Annotated in this window: 15 protein-coding genes; all 15 read left to right on the top strand. The window is 42.0% G+C overall.

Going from position 1 to position 18512, the window contains the following annotated elements:
• Positions 1-20: 20 nt before the first annotated feature.
• The 15 genes from EL140_RS09400 (at position 21) to EL140_RS09330 (ending at position 18323) form a co-directional block, all read left to right on the top strand.
• Positions 21-1319, top strand: coding sequence for an ATP-dependent helicase ComFA (locus EL140_RS09400; RefSeq protein WP_000867712.1), 1299 nt, complete (start codon positions 21-23; stop codon positions 1317-1319).
• Complete coding sequence (locus EL140_RS09395; protein ID WP_000995723.1) at positions 1316-1978, top strand: ComF family protein; 663 nt, start codon at positions 1316-1318, stop codon at positions 1976-1978. The genes EL140_RS09400 and EL140_RS09395 overlap by 4 nt, the downstream gene beginning before the upstream one ends.
• A gap of 79 nt (positions 1979-2057) precedes the next feature.
• Positions 2058-2606 carry a ribosome hibernation-promoting factor, HPF/YfiA family gene (gene hpf, locus EL140_RS09390; RefSeq protein WP_000599114.1) on the top strand — a complete coding sequence of 183 codons (549 nt, stop codon included), beginning with the start codon at positions 2058-2060 and terminating at the stop codon, positions 2604-2606.
• An 81-nt stretch (positions 2607-2687) separates the two neighbouring features.
• Positions 2688-3866: an acetyl-CoA C-acetyltransferase gene (locus EL140_RS09385; protein ID WP_000656055.1), complete on the top strand. Its 1179-nt coding sequence runs from the start codon at positions 2688-2690 to the stop codon at positions 3864-3866.
• A gap of 145 nt (positions 3867-4011) precedes the next feature.
• Positions 4012-5985 (top strand): DHH family phosphoesterase, encoded by a 1974-nt coding sequence (locus tag EL140_RS09380; RefSeq protein WP_000739979.1) that lies wholly within the window; start codon positions 4012-4014, stop codon positions 5983-5985.
• Complete coding sequence (gene rplI, locus EL140_RS09375; RefSeq protein WP_000864211.1) at positions 5982-6434, top strand: 50S ribosomal protein L9; 453 nt, start codon at positions 5982-5984, stop codon at positions 6432-6434. The genes EL140_RS09380 and rplI overlap by 4 nt, the downstream gene beginning before the upstream one ends.
• A gap of 43 nt (positions 6435-6477) precedes the next feature.
• Entirely contained in the window at positions 6478-7830 is a 1353-nt protein-coding gene (gene dnaB / locus EL140_RS09370; protein WP_000852477.1) for a replicative DNA helicase, read from the top strand.
• 1 nt (position 7831) lies between these two features.
• Entirely contained in the window at positions 7832-8098 is a 267-nt protein-coding gene (locus EL140_RS09365) for a Veg family protein (RefSeq protein ID WP_001278165.1), read from the top strand.
• 99 nt (positions 8099-8197) lie between these two features.
• Positions 8198-9319 (top strand): SH3 domain-containing protein, encoded by a 1122-nt coding sequence (locus tag EL140_RS09360; protein WP_000142559.1) that lies wholly within the window; start codon positions 8198-8200, stop codon positions 9317-9319.
• Positions 9320-9434: 115 nt separating this feature from the next.
• Positions 9435-12497: an SIALI-17 repeat-containing surface protein gene (locus tag EL140_RS09355; RefSeq protein ID WP_042903068.1), complete on the top strand. Its 3063-nt coding sequence runs from the start codon at positions 9435-9437 to the stop codon at positions 12495-12497.
• Positions 12498-12626: 129 nt separating this feature from the next.
• Positions 12627-15260: a DNA polymerase I gene (polA, locus tag EL140_RS09350; RefSeq protein WP_000358444.1), complete on the top strand. Its 2634-nt coding sequence runs from the start codon at positions 12627-12629 to the stop codon at positions 15258-15260.
• 277 nt (positions 15261-15537) lie between these two features.
• Positions 15538-15828, top strand: coding sequence for a thiamine-binding protein (locus EL140_RS09345; RefSeq protein WP_000647669.1), 291 nt, complete (start codon positions 15538-15540; stop codon positions 15826-15828).
• On the top strand, positions 15791-16549 hold the full coding sequence (locus EL140_RS09340; protein ID WP_078232932.1) for an ABC transporter permease: 759 nt from the start codon (positions 15791-15793) through the stop codon (positions 16547-16549). The genes EL140_RS09345 and EL140_RS09340 overlap by 38 nt, the downstream gene beginning before the upstream one ends.
• A gap of 38 nt (positions 16550-16587) precedes the next feature.
• The gene (locus EL140_RS09335; RefSeq protein WP_000754538.1) at positions 16588-17595 is read left to right on the top strand and encodes an ABC transporter substrate-binding protein; all 1008 of its coding nucleotides are present in this window, start codon (positions 16588-16590) and stop codon (positions 17593-17595) included.
• Positions 17595-18323: an ABC transporter ATP-binding protein gene (locus EL140_RS09330; protein WP_000136195.1), complete on the top strand. Its 729-nt coding sequence runs from the start codon at positions 17595-17597 to the stop codon at positions 18321-18323. Before EL140_RS09335 ends, EL140_RS09330 begins: the two co-directional genes overlap by 1 nt.
• The last annotated feature ends 189 nt before the right edge of the window (positions 18324-18512 follow it).

Below are 18512 nucleotides of genomic sequence, written 5' to 3'. Positions count from 1 at the left end.
ATTTTTACGAATAAAGAAGTATGAAAGTAAATCCAAATTACCTCGGTCGCTTGTTTACTGAGAAAGAATTAACAAAAGAAGAATGTCAGATGGCTGAGAAACTTCCAGCAATGAGAAAAGAGAAAGGGAAACTGTTTTGTCAACGTTGTAATAGTAGTATTCTAGAAGAATGGCATTTGCCTATTGGTGCCTACTATTGTAGGGAGTGTTTGCTGATGAAGCGAGTCAGGAGTGATCAAGCCTTATACTATTTTTCGCAGGAAGATTTTCCAAAGCAAGATGTTCTCAAATGGCGTGGTCAGTTAACCCCTTTTCAGGAAAAGTTATCAGAGGGGTTGATTCGAGCAGTCGAAAAGAAAGAACCGACTTTAGTTCATGCTGTGACGGGTGCTGGAAAGACAGAGATGATTTATCAAGTTGTAGCTAAAGTGATTGATGATGGTGGTGCAGTTTGTTTGGCAAGCCCTAGAATTGATGTATGTTTAGAACTGTATAAGCGACTGCAGAATGACTTTGCTTGTGATATAGCGCTACTCCATGGCGAATCAGAGCCCTATTTTCGAACTCCCTTAGTAATTGCAACAACTCATCAGTTATTAAAATTTTATCATGCTTTTGATTTGTTGATAGTGGATGAGGTAGATGCCTTTCCTTATGTTGATAACTCTATGCTTTACTATGCTGTAAAGAATAGTGTAAAGGAGGATGGATTAAGGATATTCCTTACAGCAACTTCTACAGATGAGTTAGATAGGAAGGTTCACACAGGAGAATTAAAACGATTAAGCTTGCCGAGACGGTTTCATGGAAATCCTTTGATTATTCCTAAACCAGTCTGGTTATCGGATTTTAATCACTGTTTAGAGAAAAGTCAGTTGTCATCCAAGTTAAAGACCTACATTGAGAAACAGAGAAGAACAGGTTATCCTTTGCTGATTTTTGCATCAGAGATTAAAAAAGGCGAGAAACTAAAAGAAATCTTGAAGGAGCAGTACCCGAATGAGAATATCGGATTTGTGTCTTCTGTCACAGAAGACCGATTAGAGCAGGTGCAAGCTTTTCGAGATGGAGAACTAACAATACTGATCAGTACGACAATCTTGGAACGCGGGGTTACCTTCCCTTGTGTGGATGTTTTCGTAGTAGAAGCTAATCATCGTCTCTTTACCAAGTCTAGTTTGATTCAGATTGGAGGGCGAGTTGGACGCAGTATGGATAGACCAACTGGTGAGTTGCTCTTCTTTCATGATGGATTAAATGCTTCCATCAAAAAGGCAATCAAGGAAATCAAGCAGATGAATAAGGAGGCAGGGTTATGAACTGTTTATTATGTGGCCAGACTACAAAGAGTGAGCTGACTTTTAGCAGTCTCTTCCTTTTGAAGGATGATTGCAGTTATCTTTGCTCAGCTTGTGCTTCTAGTTTTGAGAGGATTGGTGAGAATTATTGCCCAAACTGTATGAAAACAGGCATGTCAACTAAGTGTCAAGATTGTAAACTTTGGTGTAAAGAAGGAATTCAGGTTGATCATAAGGCAATCTTTACCTATAATCAAGCTATGAAAGACTTTTTCAGTCGATATAAGTTTGATGGCGATTTTTTGCTTAGAAAGGTTTTTGCTTCTGTTCTTGCTGAGGAGCTGAAAAAGTATAGAGGATATCAATTTGTGTTGATTCCCCTAAGCCCTGAAAGATTGCTTGAGAGGGGGTTTAACCAAGTCGAAGGTTTGGTTGAGGCAACAGGCTTTTCTTTTAAAGATATATTAGGAAAAAGAGAAGAGAGCGCTAGTTCTTCTAAAAGCCGTTTGGAAAGGTTAGCTACTGAAATTCCATTTTTTATTAAAGATGGTATCTCATTTCCTAAGAAGATTTTGCTGATTGATGACATCTATACAACAGGGGCAACTGTGAATCGTGTGAAACGACTTTTGGAAGAAGCAGGTGCTTTGGAAGTTAAAACTTTTTCCCTTGTAAGATAAGGAAAAAATTTGCAAAATGAAAATGAAAGCGTTATAATATAATTAGAAAAACAAAAATGTTTAGAAAGAAGGTACTTATATGATTAAATATAGTATCCGTGGTGAAAACCTAGAAGTAACAGAAGCAATTCGTGATTATGTAGTTTCTAAACTCGAAAAGATCGAAAAGTATTTCCAACCTGAGCAGGAGTTGGATGCACGTGTGAACTTGAAAGTTTACCGTGAAAAAACAGCAAAGGTTGAGGTAACAATTCCACTTGGATCTATCACTCTTCGTGCTGAAGATATTTCCCAAGATATGTATGGTTCTATCGATCTTGTAACAGATAAAATTGAACGTCAGATTCGTAAAAATAAAACTAAAATCGAACGTAAGAATAAAAGTAAAGTTGCGACAAGTCAACTCTTTACAGATGCTCTAGTTGAAGATGCAGATGTTGTGCAACCCAAAGTCGTTCGTTCAAAACAAATTGATTTAAAGCCAATGGATTTAGAAGAAGCTCTTCTCCAAATGGATTTATTGGGACATGATTTCTTTATCTATGTAGATGTAGAAGATCAAACAACTAATGTTTTGTATCGCCGTGAAGATGGAGAAGTTGGTTTGTTAGAAGTAAAAGAATCATAAAATAGAATTTTTAAAGTGGTTTACACCAGTGTAAACCACTTTTGTATTGCAATATTATAAAAGGTATAAATGGGGGCAGTTATGAAAGACGTGGTGATTGTTTCTGCAGTACGAACTCCAATAGGCTCCTTTGGAGGAAGTTTGAAGAATGTTTCAGCTGTTGATTTGGGAGCGTTGGTTATTAAGAATGCTTTGGAAAAAGCCAATGTCAAACCAGAGCAGGTAGACGAAGTGATTATGGGGAATGTCCTAGGCGCAGGTTTAGGTCAAAACGTAGCTCGTCAAATGAGCGTTCATGCAGGACTCCCTGAATTTACACCAGCCTTTACTATCAACAAGGTTTGTGGTTCCGGTTTGAAGGCCGTGCAGTTGGCTGCTCAAGCGATTCGATGTGGCGATGCAGATATTATCGTAACTGGTGGTGCAGAAAACATGAGTCAGGCGCCATACGTTTTGCCAAGTTTCCGTTGGGGTGGCCGTATGGGCGATTCGAAAGTGGTAGATACTATGATTAAGGACGGTTTGTCTGATGCCTTTAACGAATACCATATGGGGATTACAGCTGAGAGTGTGGCTGAAGAATATGGCATCAGTAGAGAAGAGCAAGATGCTCTTGCTTTAGAGTCACAAAAACGAGCAGTTGCAGCTATAGAATCTGGACACTTTAAAGAAGAGATTGTGCCAGTTGTCATTCCTCAACGCAAAGGCGATCCTATCGTTTTTGATACAGATGAATATCCTAGAAAAGATGTTAGCTTGGAGAGCCTGTCTAAGCTAGGTCCGGTTTTCAAAAAAGACGGTTCTGTCACAGCGGGAAATGCTTCCGGTATCAATGACGGAGCAGCCGCTGTCTTGATGATGAGTGCTGAAAAAGCGGAAGAATTAGGGCTTTCAGTGATTGCCCGCATTCGTTCGTATGCAAGTGCAGGTTTGGATCCTAAGATGATGGGATGTGGACCGATTTATGCGACTCGCAAGGCTCTTGAAAAAGGCAATTTGACAGTTGAAGATCTCGACTTGATTGAGTCAAATGAAGCTTTTGCTGCTCAGGCTTGTGCGGTTGGTAAAACACTTGGTTTCAACACAGATATTGTTAACGTCAATGGTGGCGCCATTGCTCTTGGTCACCCAATTGGGGCTTCCGGTTGCCGTATCTTAGTGACTCTGGTACATGAGATGATGAAACGTGATGCTAAAACTGGCTTAGCAACTCTCTGTATCGGAGGAGGGATGGGGACTGCCCTTATCGTGGAACGTTAGGTGTTAGTGTTCTGAACACGTGGGTAGGAGGGTGATGATTCCCTCCTCTTTTTGTGTCTGAAGTTAGAGAAATGAAGGGCTTGCATCTTTTAAAAGGTCGCTTTTTAAGGGTTTTTGTGATATAATAATGCGCAAGAGGTTTAGAATGAAAAAAAATAATTTAATCCCGTTTTCTGCGGTCTTGCTAGGACTTGCAACTTTCGGAATCTTAACTTTGCTGATTATTTTTTCACATAATCTTGCTGTAACAATCACTGTTTTGTTTTTATTTGTACTGCTTTATCTGCTTTTATTTGTATGGCAAAAAAAACAGTATGAAAAGAGCGAAATTGAACAAATCCAATATGTAAATCACCAAGCCGAAAATAGCTTGAGTACTTTGCTTGATCAAATGCCGGTGGGAGTCCTGAAATTAGACTTGTCAAGTGGAGAAGTAGAATGGTTTAATCCATATGCTGAGCTGATTTTGACGACTGAAGAAGGGGAAATTGATGTTGAGTTAATTCAAACCATCATCAAGGCTTCTGTTGGGAATCCAGGTTCGTATGCTACCTTGGGCGAAACACGATATGCTGTCCATATGGACAAGGCTTCAGGCGTTTTGTATTTCTTTGATGTTTCTGGGGAGTACGAAGCAACTGTCGAATTGGTAACTAGCCGTCCAGTCATTGGAGTCATCTCGGTAGATAACTATGATGATTTGGAGGATGCGACATCTGACTCCGATATCAGTCATATAAATAGTTTTGTAGCCAATTTTGTTTCAGAATTTGCTAGTAAGTATGCTATGTTCTCTCGCCGTGTGGGGATGGATCGTTTTTATGTATTCACAGATTACACGGTACTAGAGGAATTGATGAATGATAAATTCTCTGTTATTGATACTTTCCGAGAAGAATCAAAACAGAGGCAACTAGCTCTAACCTTAAGTATGGGATTTTCTTATGGTGATGGAAACCATGAAGAGATAGGGAAAATTGCCTTGCTCAACTTGAACTTAGCAGAAGTTCGCGGTGGTGACCAGGTGGTGGTCAAGGAAAATAACGAAACCAAGAATCCTGTCTACTTTGGTGGAGGAACTGCTGCATCTATCAAACGTACTCGTACACGTACCAGAGCCATGATGACAGCCATTTCTGATAAGATTCGAAGTGTTGACCAAGTTTTTGTAGTCGGTCATAAAAATCTAGATATGGATGCTTTGGGATCTGCTGTTGGTATGCAGTTGTTTGCAAGTAATATTATTGAGAACAGTTATGCTGTCTATGATGCAGACCATATGCCAGCAGATATCGAACGTGCTATTCAGTTCTTGAAGAAGGAAGATGTCACGAAACTTTTATCTCTTACAGATGCGATGAAGTTAGTTACAAACCGTTCATTATTGATTCTGGTGGATCATTCCAAGACGGCTTTGACTTTGTCAAAAGATTTTTATGATTTGTTCACTCAAACTATTGTTATTGACCATCATAGACGTGATCAGGATTTCCCTGAGAATGCAGTCATCACCTATATTGAAAGTGGGGCAAGTAGTGCCAGTGAGTTGGTCACAGAATTGATTCAGTTCCAAAATTCTAAGAAAAATCGTTTGAGTCGTATGCAGGCCAGTGTTTTGATGGCTGGTATGATGCTGGATACCAAGAATTTCACATCTCGCGTGACGAGCCGAACCTTTGATGTGGCTAGCTATCTGAGAACACGGGGAAGTGACAGTATTGCTATCCAGGAGATTGCTGCGACAGATTTTGAAGAGTACCGTGAGGTAAATGAACTCATTTTACAAGGTCGTAAGTTAGGTTCAGATATCTTGATTGCCCGAGCTAAGGACTCAATGTCTTATGACACAGTTGTTATCAGTAAGGCTGCCGATGCTATGCTGGCTATGTCAGGTATTGAAGCCAGCTTCGTTCTAGCAAAAAATACACAAGGATTTATCTCTATCTCGACTCGAAGTCGTAGTAAAATCAATGTGCAACGCATTATGGAAGAGTTGGGTGGCGGTGGTCACTTTAATCTAGCTGCCGCGCAAATCGAGAATATGAGTCTAACAGAAGCAGGAGAAAAATTGACTCAACTAATCTTGGAAGAAGTAAAGGAAAAGGAGAAAGAAGAATGAAAGTAATCTTTTTAGCAGATGTTAAAGGAAAAGGGAAGAAAGGCGAAATTAAGGAAGTACCAACTGGCTACGCTCAAAACTTCCTGATTAAAAAGAATCTGGCCAAGGAAGCAACTGCTCAAGCAGTGGGTGAGTTGCGTGGAAAACAAAAATCAGAAGAAAAGGCTCATGCTGAAATGATTGCTGAAGCAAAAGCCATCAAGGCTAAGCTTGAAGCAGAAGAAACTGTTGTAGAGTTTGTTGAAAAGGTTGGGCCAGATGGTCGTACATTTGGGTCCATCACCAACAAGAAGATTGCAGAAGAATTGCAAAAGCAATTTGGTATCAAGATTGACAAACGCAATATTCAAGTGCAAGCACCAATTCGAGCAGTAGGTTTGATTGATGTACCAGTGAAAATCTATCAAGATGTTACAAGTGTCATCAATCTTCGTGTAAAAGAAGGTTAAGTTTACAACTTCTTGACAAGATTGTAAAAGGAAGGAAAGTCGGATGGCAGAAGTAGAGGAACTGCGAGTTCAACCTCAGGATATTTTAGCAGAACAATCTGTTCTGGGGGCTATTTTTATAGATGAGAGTAAGCTCGTTTTTGTCCGAGAATACATTGATTCTCGCGACTTCTTTAAGTATGCTCATCGGTTGATTTTCCAAGCGATGGTAGACTTGTCGGATCGTGGAGAAGCGATTGATGCGACAACAGTTCGGACGATTTTGGATAGCCAAGGGGATCTGCAAAATATTGGTGGATTGTCCTATCTTGTTGAAATTGTCAACTCAGTACCAACTTCAGCTAATGCGGAGTATTATGCTAAAATTGTTGCTGAAAAGGCTATGCTACGTCGCTTGATTTCCAAGTTGACAGAGTCTGTCAACCAAGCCTATGAGGCTTCTAAGCCTGCAGATGAAATCATCGCTCAGGCTGAAAAGGGACTCATTGATGTTAGCGAAAACGTCAATCGTAGTGGGTTCAAGAACATCCGTGATATTCTAAATATCAACTTTGGGAATCTAGAAGTTCGGTCACAACAAACAACGGATATCACAGGTATTGCTACAGGCTATCGTGATTTGGACCATATGACGACAGGTCTCCATGAGGAGGAACTAATTATCCTAGCGGCTCGTCCAGCGGTTGGTAAGACGGCCTTTGCTTTGAACATTGCTCAGAACATTGGGACTAAGTTGGACAAGACGGTTGCCATCTTTTCACTGGAAATGGGTGCAGAAAGTCTAGTAGACCGTATGTTGGCAGCAGAAGGTTTGGTGGAGTCCCATTCTATCCGTACAGGTCAATTGACTGATGAGGAGTGGCAAAAGTATACCATTGCTCAAGGGAACCTAGCTAACGCGAGTATCTATATCGATGATACGCCAGGGATTCGAATCACGGAAATTCGTTCGCGTTCACGCAAACTAGCTCAAGAAACGGGCAATCTAGGATTGATTTTGATCGACTACCTACAGCTTATTACAGGGACTGGTCGTGAGAACCGCCAACAAGAAGTCTCTGAAATTTCTCGTCAGTTAAAAATTCTAGCTAAAGAGCTAAAGGTTCCAGTCATTGCTCTTAGTCAGTTATCTCGTGGAGTGGAACAGCGTCAGGATAAGAGACCAGTCTTGTCTGATATTCGTGAATCGGGTTCTATCGAGCAGGATGCGGATATCGTAGCTTTTCTATACCGTGACGACTACTATGATCGTGCAGGTGAAGAAGAGGAAGGAATTCCAAATAACAAGGTTGAGGTTATCATCGAGAAAAACCGTAGTGGAGCTCGTGGAACGGTGGAATTGATTTTCCAAAAAGAATACAATAAATTTTCAAGTATCTCAAAGAGGGAGGCATAAGATGTCAGATGCATTTACAGATGTAGCCAAGATGAAAAAAATCAAAGAAGAGATCAAGGCGCATGAGGGACAAGTCGTTGAAATGACTTTGGAAAATGGCCGTAAGCGCCAAAAAAATAGATTGGGTAAGCTAATTGAGGTTTATCCATCTCTATTTATCGTTGAATTTGGGGATGTTGAAGGAGACAAACAAGCCAATGTCTACGTTGAATCCTTCACCTACTCAGATATCTTGACAGAAAAGAACTTGATTCGCTATCTAGACTAAGAATCCTAAAATGAAGTGAGCTTTGCTCACTTTTTTCTTTTTCTCCCGAATAGTATAAACGAGGGTAACCTCGGAAATTTATATTATTAAGGAGAATGAATGACGTTTTTTAAATCAGGAGTTAAGAAGAGTAGATGTACTCAGTTGAGTGTAGGGCTGGCTACTTTGTTTGTTACAAGTACCTTTTTGTTTGGTGGGGAATCGGTTCAAGCCGACAGTGTAGCGCGTGGAGATGACTATCCACTTCACTACAAAAATGGTAGTGTTGAAATCGATCAGTGGCGGATGTATTCTCGCCAGTGTACCTCTTTTGCGGCCTTTCGTTTGAGTAGTGTAAATGGCTTTGAGATTCCTCCTGCCTATGGAAATGCGAATGAATGGGGACATCGTGCAAGGCGAGAAGGCTATCGTGTGGATACTAAGCCAGAAGTTGGGGCTATTGCTTGGTCGACAGAAGGTTATTATGGGCACGTGGCCTGGGTATCAAATGTGTCGGGGGATACGATTGAAATCGAAGAGTATAACTATGGGGTTCGAGAAAAGTATAACCGTCGAAAAGTCAAGGCTAGTTCTATGACAGGTTTTATTCATTTCAAGGATTTATCTACTAGCCATAGTGCGGGTGAGAATGCTCGTAGCTCAGAGCTTCCGTCTAGTGGGACAATAGTATTCACGGGGAAATCACCTATTATGGACCACCCATCAAGCACAGGACCGGTTATTGACTACTATTATGCTGGTGAGAGTGTGAGTTATGACCAGGTTATTGAAAAGGATGGTTATAAGTGGCTCGGTTATTTGTCTTATAGCGGTTCTAGAAGATATGTGCAGTATGCAGAGCTAATCAATACAGAGAAAGGCTGGAAAAAAGAAGGAGGGAGTTGGTATTACCGAGAGAATGGTAAGCTAGCGACAGGATGGAAAAAAGTCAATGGCAATTGGTATCATTTAAAAGAAAATGGGGTCATGTCAACTGGCTGGATTAAGGATGGCTCTCACTGGTATTACCTGAAGGCTTCGGGTGAGATGCAGATGGGATGGCTTAAAGACAAGGGAACTTGGTATTACTTAGAGGAATCTGGTCGGATGAAAGCTAGTCAATGGTTCCAAGTCTCGGGCAAACACTACTATGTCGATGCTTCGGGAGCCTTAGCTGTTAATACGATTATTGATGGCTATAGACTCAACAGTGATGGGGCAAGAATAGGAAGTGTCTCTTAAACATCATACAGGCTTTCTTCTTGTTCATAAAATTTTAAAATGGATATCGAATTAGTTGACGTTCTTTGAATAGTATAATATAATAATATCAAAAACCATAAAGGGGCATTGTCTAATGGACAAGAGGAAAGTTATTTTAACAAGTTTAGCAAGTGCAGCTGTATTGGGTGCTAGTGTACTCGTTTCACAGCCTTCAGTAGTTAAGGCAGATGAAGGGAAAGCAGAAGAGCAGGCAGTTGCTCCTGCACAACCACAAGCTGGAACAGAAGGGGAGAGCGGTGCTCAAACTGAAAAGGGATCAGAAAACGCTAGTCCAGCTAATCCTGGTGCGACAAATCCAGCTAAAATGACCAAAGAAGAGTTGATGAAGGCTTTGGATGAACTTGAGGAACAGGCTATTAGTGATATTAAGGATAAGGAAGCGATTGAGGACAAAGAGGATGCAGCTGAAGCTGTGAAGGAATATATCGGTAAGATGTATATTTCAGATACTCTTGAGTCTGGAGAGCTTAGCTTAGATAATATCATCGCTGAATTGCCAGAAGGTGCAGAAGATAAGGCTGTGGTAACAGGTCCTGAAGTTCAAACTAATAAAAAATTATCTACTGAGGAGAAGGCTCTACTAGACCAGGCTGAAAAAGATGCCAAAGAACAAGTGTCTCAAGCGACGGATGCTCTGGTTCAAGCCCTAGAATCTCTTGAAAATGCTGTAATTGAAGATATTAAAAAAGATGCTTCAATAACCGATAAAGAAGCGGCTATCAAAGAAGCCAAAGAAGAGATTGGTAAAGAAGATCTTTTGAAGGCTATCGCAGATGAGGATTTGGAGATTGGTGATGTTATTGTAGACTGGCCAGCAGATACGAGCGAGCACAAAACAGTAGCTGAACCTGTATCAGAATTCACAGATGAAGACCAAGCTAAGTTAGATGAAGCTGATAAAGAGGCTCAGGTTGATGCAGCAAAAGTTCGCTCAGATCTAATCGCTACCCTAGAAAAAATTGAAAAATCAACCATCGACGACATCAACAAGGATGCCACTATCACTGATAAGGAAGCAGCCATCAAGGCGGCTAAAGAAGTGATTGGCAAGGACGGCATCTTGAAAGCCATCGAAGAAGGTGACATCGAAGCGTCAGATTTGTTAGACGATTTCTTAGCAGAAGACAGTGATCAGGTGACACCGGCCGAAGCGACGAGCCAAGAAGATTTCTCAAGTCAAGACCAAGCAAAACTGGCTGCAGCGGACAAGGAAGCAGCGGAAGAAGCTAAGAAAGAAGAAGAGGCTAAACAAGCTGCAGAAGCAAAGGCTCACAGCGAATTGTTGACTGCTCTTGAAGGTATCGAAAAATCAACCATCGACGACATCAACAAAGATGCTTCTATTACTGATAAGGAAGCGGCGATTAAGGCAGCTAAAGAAGTGATTGGCAAGGACGGCATCTTGAAAGCCATCGAAGAAGGTGACATCGAAGCGTCCGACTTGTTAGATGATTTCTTGGCAGAAGACAGTGATCAGGTGACACCGGCCGAAGCAAAAACTCAATCTCAACTTTCTAGCCAAGACCAAGCTACACTCGCTGCAGCGGACAAGGAAGCGGCTGAGGAAGCCAAGAAAGAGGAAGAAGCTAAGCAAGCTGCAGAAGCAAAGGCTCACAGCGAATTGTTGACTGCCCTTGAAGGTATCGAACAATCAACCATCGACGACATCAACAAGGATGCCACTATCACTGATAAGGAAGCGGCGATTAAGGCAGCTAAAGAAGTGATTGGCAAGGATGCTATCTTGAAAGCTATCGAAGAAGGCGACGTCGAAGCGTCCGACTTGTTGGCAGATTTTTTGGCAGAGGACAGCGATCAAGTAACACCAGCCGAAGCAAAAACTCAATCTCAACTTTCAAGCCAAGACCAAGCCAAGCTAACTGCAGCTGACAAGGAAGCGGCGGAAGAAGCAGCAAAAGTTCGCTCAGATCTAATCGCTACCCTAGAAAAAATTGAAAAATCAACCATCGACGACATCAACAAGGATGCCACTATCACTGATAAGGAAGCAGCCATCAAGGCGGCTAAAGAAGTGATTGGCAAGGACGGCATCTTGAAAGCCATCGAAGAAGGTGACATCGAAGCGTCAGATTTGTTAGACGATTTCTTAGCAGAAGACAGTGATCAGGTGACACCGGCCGAAGCGATGAGCCAAGAAGATTTCTCAAGCCAAGATCAAGCTAAACTGGCTGCAGCAGATAAGGAAGCAGCGGAAGAAAATAGTAATGCAAAAAAACTTGAGCTAAGTAAATTAGAAGAGCAAGTTGCTAAGATTAAAGCGCAGTTATCAAGTTTACAAGTTTCTGGTGACAAGAATAGTCAAGTAAAAGACTTGCAACAAGCTTTAGTAGACTATGAGGATGCTATTAAGACTCTAAGTAGTGTCATGTCAGCTGTTCTTGAAATTGAAGACTTTAAAGGTGGGGTGAACGCAGTAGAAGCTGCAACTGCAGAGTTGCCAGAATACAACAAAGGTGCAAATGCGGTAGAAGCTGCTGTAAATGAACTCCCAGCCTATGCAGAAAGTGGCGCTCCAGTCGTAGCGAACGTTCCAGCTTACGGAGAAAGCGGTGCCCCAATAGTAAACAACACTCCGCCTTATGCAGAAAGTGGCGCTCCAGCCGTAGCGAATGTTCCAGCTTACGGAGAAAGCGGTACACCAATAGTAAACAACACTCCGCCTTATGCAGAAAGTGGCGCTCCAGTCGTAGCGAATGTTCCAGCTTATGGAGAAAGCGGAACACCAATAGTAAACAATGCTCTGCCTTATGGAGAAAGTGGCGCTCCAGCCGTAGCGAATGTTCCAGCTTATGGAGAAAGTGGTGCCCCAGCCCTAGCAAATGTTCCAGTTTATGGAGAAAGTGGTGCTCCGGCAGTGGCTACTATTCCAGCCTATGCTGAAAAGATTGAGCCTGCAGTAAATGAAGTTCCGGAATACACTGGCAGTGTAGCTCCTTTGGCTACAAACCCTACTCTTGGAACTGAACAAGATCGTACCTATAAAGCGCCTGCAGCAACGGATGAGCAACTCCTTCCAAATACAGGAAGTAAAGATGCTTCAGCAGTCGCATCACTAGGATTTGTTGGTCTCCTTCTTGGTTTGCTACCATTTGCAAAGAGAAAATTTAATAAATAAATCGCATGAAATCAATAAAAGAAAAGGATTTGAATGGTCCTTTTCTTTTTTATGGTGAAATAGGGACAAGTCCACGTTTTTCAGCTCTTTCCGATGGTATTTTTCCTTGCTTTCCTTTATAATGGGTGTATGGACAAGAAAAAATTATTATTAATTGATGGATCTTCAGTTGCTTTTCGAGCTTTTTTTGCGCTCTATCAGCAGTTGGATCGTTTTAAAAATGCTAATGGCCTTCATACCAATGCAATCTATGGCTTTCAACTCATGTTGAATCATGTCTTAGAGCGGGTTGAGCCCAGCCATGTTTTGGTAGCCTTTGATGCAGGCAAGACGACTTTCCGAACAGAGATGTATGCAGACTACAAGGGTGGCCGTGCTAAAACTCCAGATGAGTTTCGTGAGCAATTTCCCTTCATTCGTGAGTTGTTAGACCACCTTGGGATTCGCCATTATGAGTTGGCTCAGTATGAAGCGGATGATATCATCGGAACTCTAGGCCGTTTGGCTGAGAAGGATTCTTTTGATGTGACTATCGTCAGTGGAGATAAGGATTTGATCCAGTTGACGGACGAGCATACGGTGGTCGAGATTTCCAAAAAAGGTGTGGCTGAGTTTGAGGCCTTTACGCCGGACTATCTCATGGAAAAGATGGGCCTCACGCCAGCTCAGTTCATTGATCTTAAGGCCCTCATGGGGGATAAGTCTGATAATATCCCTGGTGTCACGAAAATCGGTGAAAAGACGGGTATCAAGCTCTTGCTGGAGCATGGTTCGCTTGAGGGTATTTATGAAAATATTGATGGGATGAAGGCTTCTAAGATGAAGGAAAATCTCATCAATGATAAGGAACAAGCCTTTTTATCTAAAACACTAGCGACCATTGAGACTCAGGCACCGATTGAGATTGGCCTTGATGATTTGGTCTATAATGGCCCAGATGTGGAAAATCTTGGGAAATTCTACGATGAGATGGGCTTCAAACAGCTCAAACAAGCTTTAAATATTTCGTCAACGGATGCGCCTGAAAGTTTGGATTTCGCCATCGTTGACCACGTTAGTCAAGACATGCTGAGTGCCGACTCTATCTTCCACTTTGAACTCTTTGGGGAAAACTACCATACAGATGATTTGGTTGGTTTTGCCTGGTCCTGTGGGGATAAACTTTACGCCACAGACAAACTTGAGCTTTTGCAAGAGCCGATTTTCAAGGAATTTTTAGAAAAAACATCTCTGAAAGTGTATGACTTTAAGAAAGCGAAGGTTCTTTTAAATCGCTTGGGTTTGAACCTGCAGGCACCTGCTTTTGACAGTCGCTTGGCAAAATACTTACTCTCTACTGTCGAGAATAATGAAATTTCAACTATTGCTAGTCTCTATAGTCAAACTTACCTAGTCGATGATGAGACTTTCTACGGTAAGGGGGTCAAGAAAGCTATCCCTGAGAGAGAGAAATTCTTGGAGCATTTGGCTCGCAAGGTTGCAGTATTGGTTGAAACAGAGCCGGTTTTACTCGAAAAACTCAGTGAACATGGACAGTTAGATCTCCTCTATGATATGGAGCAACCTCTGGCTTTTGTCCTTGCTAAGATGGAAATTGCTGGTATCAAGGTCAAAAAAGAAACCCTACTTGAAATGCAGGCTGAAAATGAGGTTGTCATTGAGCAACTCACTCAAGAGATTTACGAACTGGCTGGTGAGGAGTTTAATATCAATTCTCCTAAGCAGTTGGGTGTGCTTCTCTTTGAAAAACTCGGTCTTCCTCTAGAGTACACTAAGAAAACCAAGACAGGTTACTCGACGGCCGTGGATGTGCTAGAGCGTCTAGCTCCTATTGCTCCGATTGTTAAAAAAATCCTCGACTACCGTCAGATTGCTAAGATTCAATCCACTTATGTGATTGGTTTGCAAGACTGGATTTTGGATGATGGCAAGATCCACACGCGCTATGTGCAGGATTTGACTCAGACTGGGCGTTTGTCTAGTGTGGATCCAAACTTGCAAAATATCCCTGTTCGCTTGGAACAAGGCCGTCTCATTCGTAAAGCTTTTGTCCCTGAGTGGGAGGATAGTGTGTTGCTCAGCTCGGACTATTCACAGATTGAATTGCGCGTTTTGGCTCATATTTCTAAAGATGAGCACTTAATTAAGGCTTTCCAAGAAGGAGCTGACATCCATACTTCAACGGCCATGCGGGTCTTTGGCATTGAACGTCCTGAAGATGTGACTCCAAACGACCGTCGTAATGCCAAGGCGGTAAACTTTGGAGTGGTTTACGGGATTTCAGATTTTGGTTTGGCAAACAATCTTGGTATTAGTCGTAAGAAGGCCAAAGCCTACATTGACACTTACTTTGAACGTTTTCCTGGAATCAAAAACTATATGGAAGAAGTGGTACGTGAAGCGCGTGATAAGGGCTATGTAGAGACCCTCTTCAAGCGTCGTCGTGAGTTACCAGATATCAATTCGCGTAACTTCAACATTCGTGGTTTTGCAGAGCGGACTGCCATCAACTCTCCTATCCAGGGTTCGGCAGCAGATATTCTCAAGATTGCAATGATCCAGCTAGACAAAGCTCTAGTGGAAGGTGGCTATCAGACCAAGATGCTCTTGCAAGTGCACGATGAAATCGTCCTTGAAGTTCCGAAATCAGAACTAGCAGCCGTTAAAGATCTAGTGAAACAAACCATGGAAGAAGCTATCCAGCTCAGTGTTCCCCTTATCGCAGATGAGAATGAAGGGGCAACCTGGTACGAGGCTAAATAAGAAAGCTATGATAGAGTTTGAAGCATTTGCCTTCAAACTCTTTTTCATGGTTTTCTGTAAGCAGTTTCCTTGACTTTTCCTTGTATTTGCGTTACTATATTTCCATATAAGATATGGGAGTCTGTGTACAGTCTGAGAGGAAGTGTTAAACTTCGACCGCACCTGATCTGGGTAATGCCAGCGTAGGGAACGATACTTAGCCGAATTCTGCACCTTTTCCATATATGGCAAAGGTTTTTCTTTTTGTCAAAGGGAAACCTGAGAAAAGGAGGTTTTTATGAAAGCAAGCATTGCCTTGCAAGTCTTGCCCCTATCACAGGGGATTGATCGAATTGCTATTATCGATCAGGTGATTGCTTATCTGCAAGCTCAGTCCGCGACCATGGTAGTGACACCATTTGAAACGGTTTTGGAAGGAGAGTTTGATGAGCTCATGCGCATTCTCAAAGAAGCGCTTGAAGTGGCTGGGCAGGAGGCAGATAATGTCTTTGCAAATGTCAAAATAAATGTAGGAGAAATTTTAAGCATCGATGAGAAACTTGAAAAGTATACTGAGACGACACATTAGTCTATTGGGTTTTCTAGGAGTCTTGTCAATCTGGCAGTTAGCGGGAATATTCAAACTTTTACCCAAGTTTATCCTACCAACTCCTTTTGAAATTCTCCAGGCCTTTGTTCGTGACAGAGAATTTCTCTGGCACCATAGCTGGGCGACCTTGAGAGTGGCTTTACTCGGACTAGTCTTAGGAGTCTTGATTGCCTGTATCATGGCTGTGCTTATGGACAGTCTGACTTGGCTCAATGATCTTATCTACCCTATGATGGTGGTTGTTCAGACCATTCCGACCATTGCTATAGCTCCTATCTTGGTCTTGTGGCTAGGCTATGGAATTTTGCCCAAGATTGTCTTGATAATCCTGACAACAACCTTCCCTATCATCGTCAGCATTTTGGATGGTTTTAGGCATTGTGACAAGGATATGCTGACCTTGTTTAGTCTGATGCGAGCGAATCCTTGGCAAATCCTGTGGCATTTTAAAATCCCGGTCAGTCTACCTTACTTTTATGCAGGTCTGAGGGTCAGTGTCTCCTACGCCTTTATCACAACAGTGGTATCTGAGTGGTTGGGAGGCTTTGAAGGACTAGGTGTCTACATGATTCAGTCCAAGAAACTGTTTCAGTATGATACCATGTTTGCCATTATTATTCTGGTGTCGATTATCAGCCTTTTGGGTATGAAATTGGTCGATATTAGTGAAAAATATGTGATTAAATGGAAACGTCCCTAAGATAAGGATGTTTTAGAAAAAGAAAAGAGGAAATGAAGATGAAGAAAACATGGAAAGTGTTTTTAACGCTTGTGACAGCTCTTGTAGCTGTCGTGCTGGTGGCTTGTGGTCAAGGGACTGCTTCTAAGGACAATAAAGAAGCAGAACTCAAGAAGATTGACTTTATCCTAGACTGGACGCCAAATACTAACCACACAGGGCTGTATGTTGCCAAGGAAAAAGGTTATTTCAAAGAAGCTGGAGTGGATGTTGATTTGAAATTGCCACCTGAAGAAAGCTCATCTGACTTGGTGATCAATGGCAAGGCACCATTTGCTATCTATTTCCAAGACTACATGGCTAAGAAATTGGAAAAAGGTGCAGGCATTACTGCCGTTGCAGCTATCGTTGAGCACAATACATCAGGAATCATTTCTCGTAAATCTGACAATGTCAGCAGTCCAAAGGACTTGGTTGGCAAGAAATACGGAACTTGGAATGACCCAACTGAGCTTGCTATGTTAAAAACCTTGGTAGAATCACAAGGTGGAGACTTTGAAAAGGTTGAAAAAGTACCAAACAACGACTCAAACTCGATCACACCTATTGCTAATGGGGTCTTTGACACCGCTTGGATTTACTACGGTTGGGATGGTATCCTTGCCAAATCTCAAGGTGTAGACGCTAACTTCATGTACTTGAAAGACTACGTCAAGGAGTTTGACTACTACTCACCCGTTATCATCGCAAACAACGACTATCTGAAAGACAACAAGGAAGAAGCTCGCAAAGTTATCCAAGCTATTAAAAAAGGCTACCAATATGCTATGGAACACCCAGAAGAAGCAGCGGATATCCTTATCAAGAATGCACCTGAACTTCAGGAAAAACGTGACTTTGTCATCGAATCTCAAAAATACTTGTCAAAAGAATACGCAAGTGACAAGGAAAAATGGGGACAATTTGACGCAGCTCGCTGGAATGCTTTCTACAAATGGGATAAAGAAAATGGTATCCTTAAAGAAGATTTGACAGACAAAGGCTTCACTAACGAATTTGTAAAATAATGACAGAAATTAGACTAGAACACGTAGGCTATGCCTATGGCGATGAAAAGATTTTAGAGGACATCAACCTGCAGGTGACTTCGGGTGAAGTGGTTTCTATCCTAGGTCCAAGTGGTGTTGGAAAGACCACCCTCTTTAACCTAATCGCTGGGATTTTAGAAGTCCAGTCGGGGCGAATTGTCTTGGACGGTGAAGAAAATCCCAAGGGGCGCGTGAGTTATATGTTGCAAAAGGATCTACTCTTGGAGCACAAGACGGTACTTGGCAATATCATCCTACCCCTCTTGATTCAAAAGGTGGATAAGGCAGAGGCCATTGCCCGAGCGGATGACATCCTTGCGACCTTCCAGTTGACAGCTGTACGGGATAAGTATCCTCACGAACTCAGCGGAGGGATGCGCCAGCGTGTAGCCTTGCTTCGGACCTACCTTTTCGGGCACAAGCTCTTTCTCTTGGATGAGGCCTTTAGTGCCTTAGATGAGATGACAAAGATGGAACTCCACGCTTGGTACCTGGAGATTCACAAACAGTTGCAGCTGACGACCTTGATTATCACCCACAGTATCGAGGAAGCCCTCAATCTCAGTGACCGCATCTATATCCTAAAAAATCGGCCTGGGCAGATTGTTTCTGAAGTCAAACTAGATTGGTCCCAGAGCGAAGACAAGGAAGTCCAAAAAATTGCCTATAAACGTCAAATCTTAGCGGAATTGGGATTAAATACTTAGATCCTTAGAACAATATTATATATTAAATCCAAGCAAGAACCCTGCTTGGATTTAATTGTTTCAAAGCTTATGCGGACGTGGGATTGGCTGACTTATCCATCTATCTGATAAGTTAATATAAAAATTAGCACATTATAGTTGACATTCTGTTATAGACCTGTATAATATAATTGAACCATTATAGATAAT

This window comes from Streptococcus oralis ATCC 35037 (genome assembly GCF_900637025.1).
Taxonomy (GTDB): Bacteria; Bacillota; Bacilli; order Lactobacillales; family Streptococcaceae; genus Streptococcus; species Streptococcus oralis.
The sequence above is the reverse complement of the archived record's forward strand: the minus strand, read 5'-3'. Positions and strand labels throughout refer to the sequence as shown.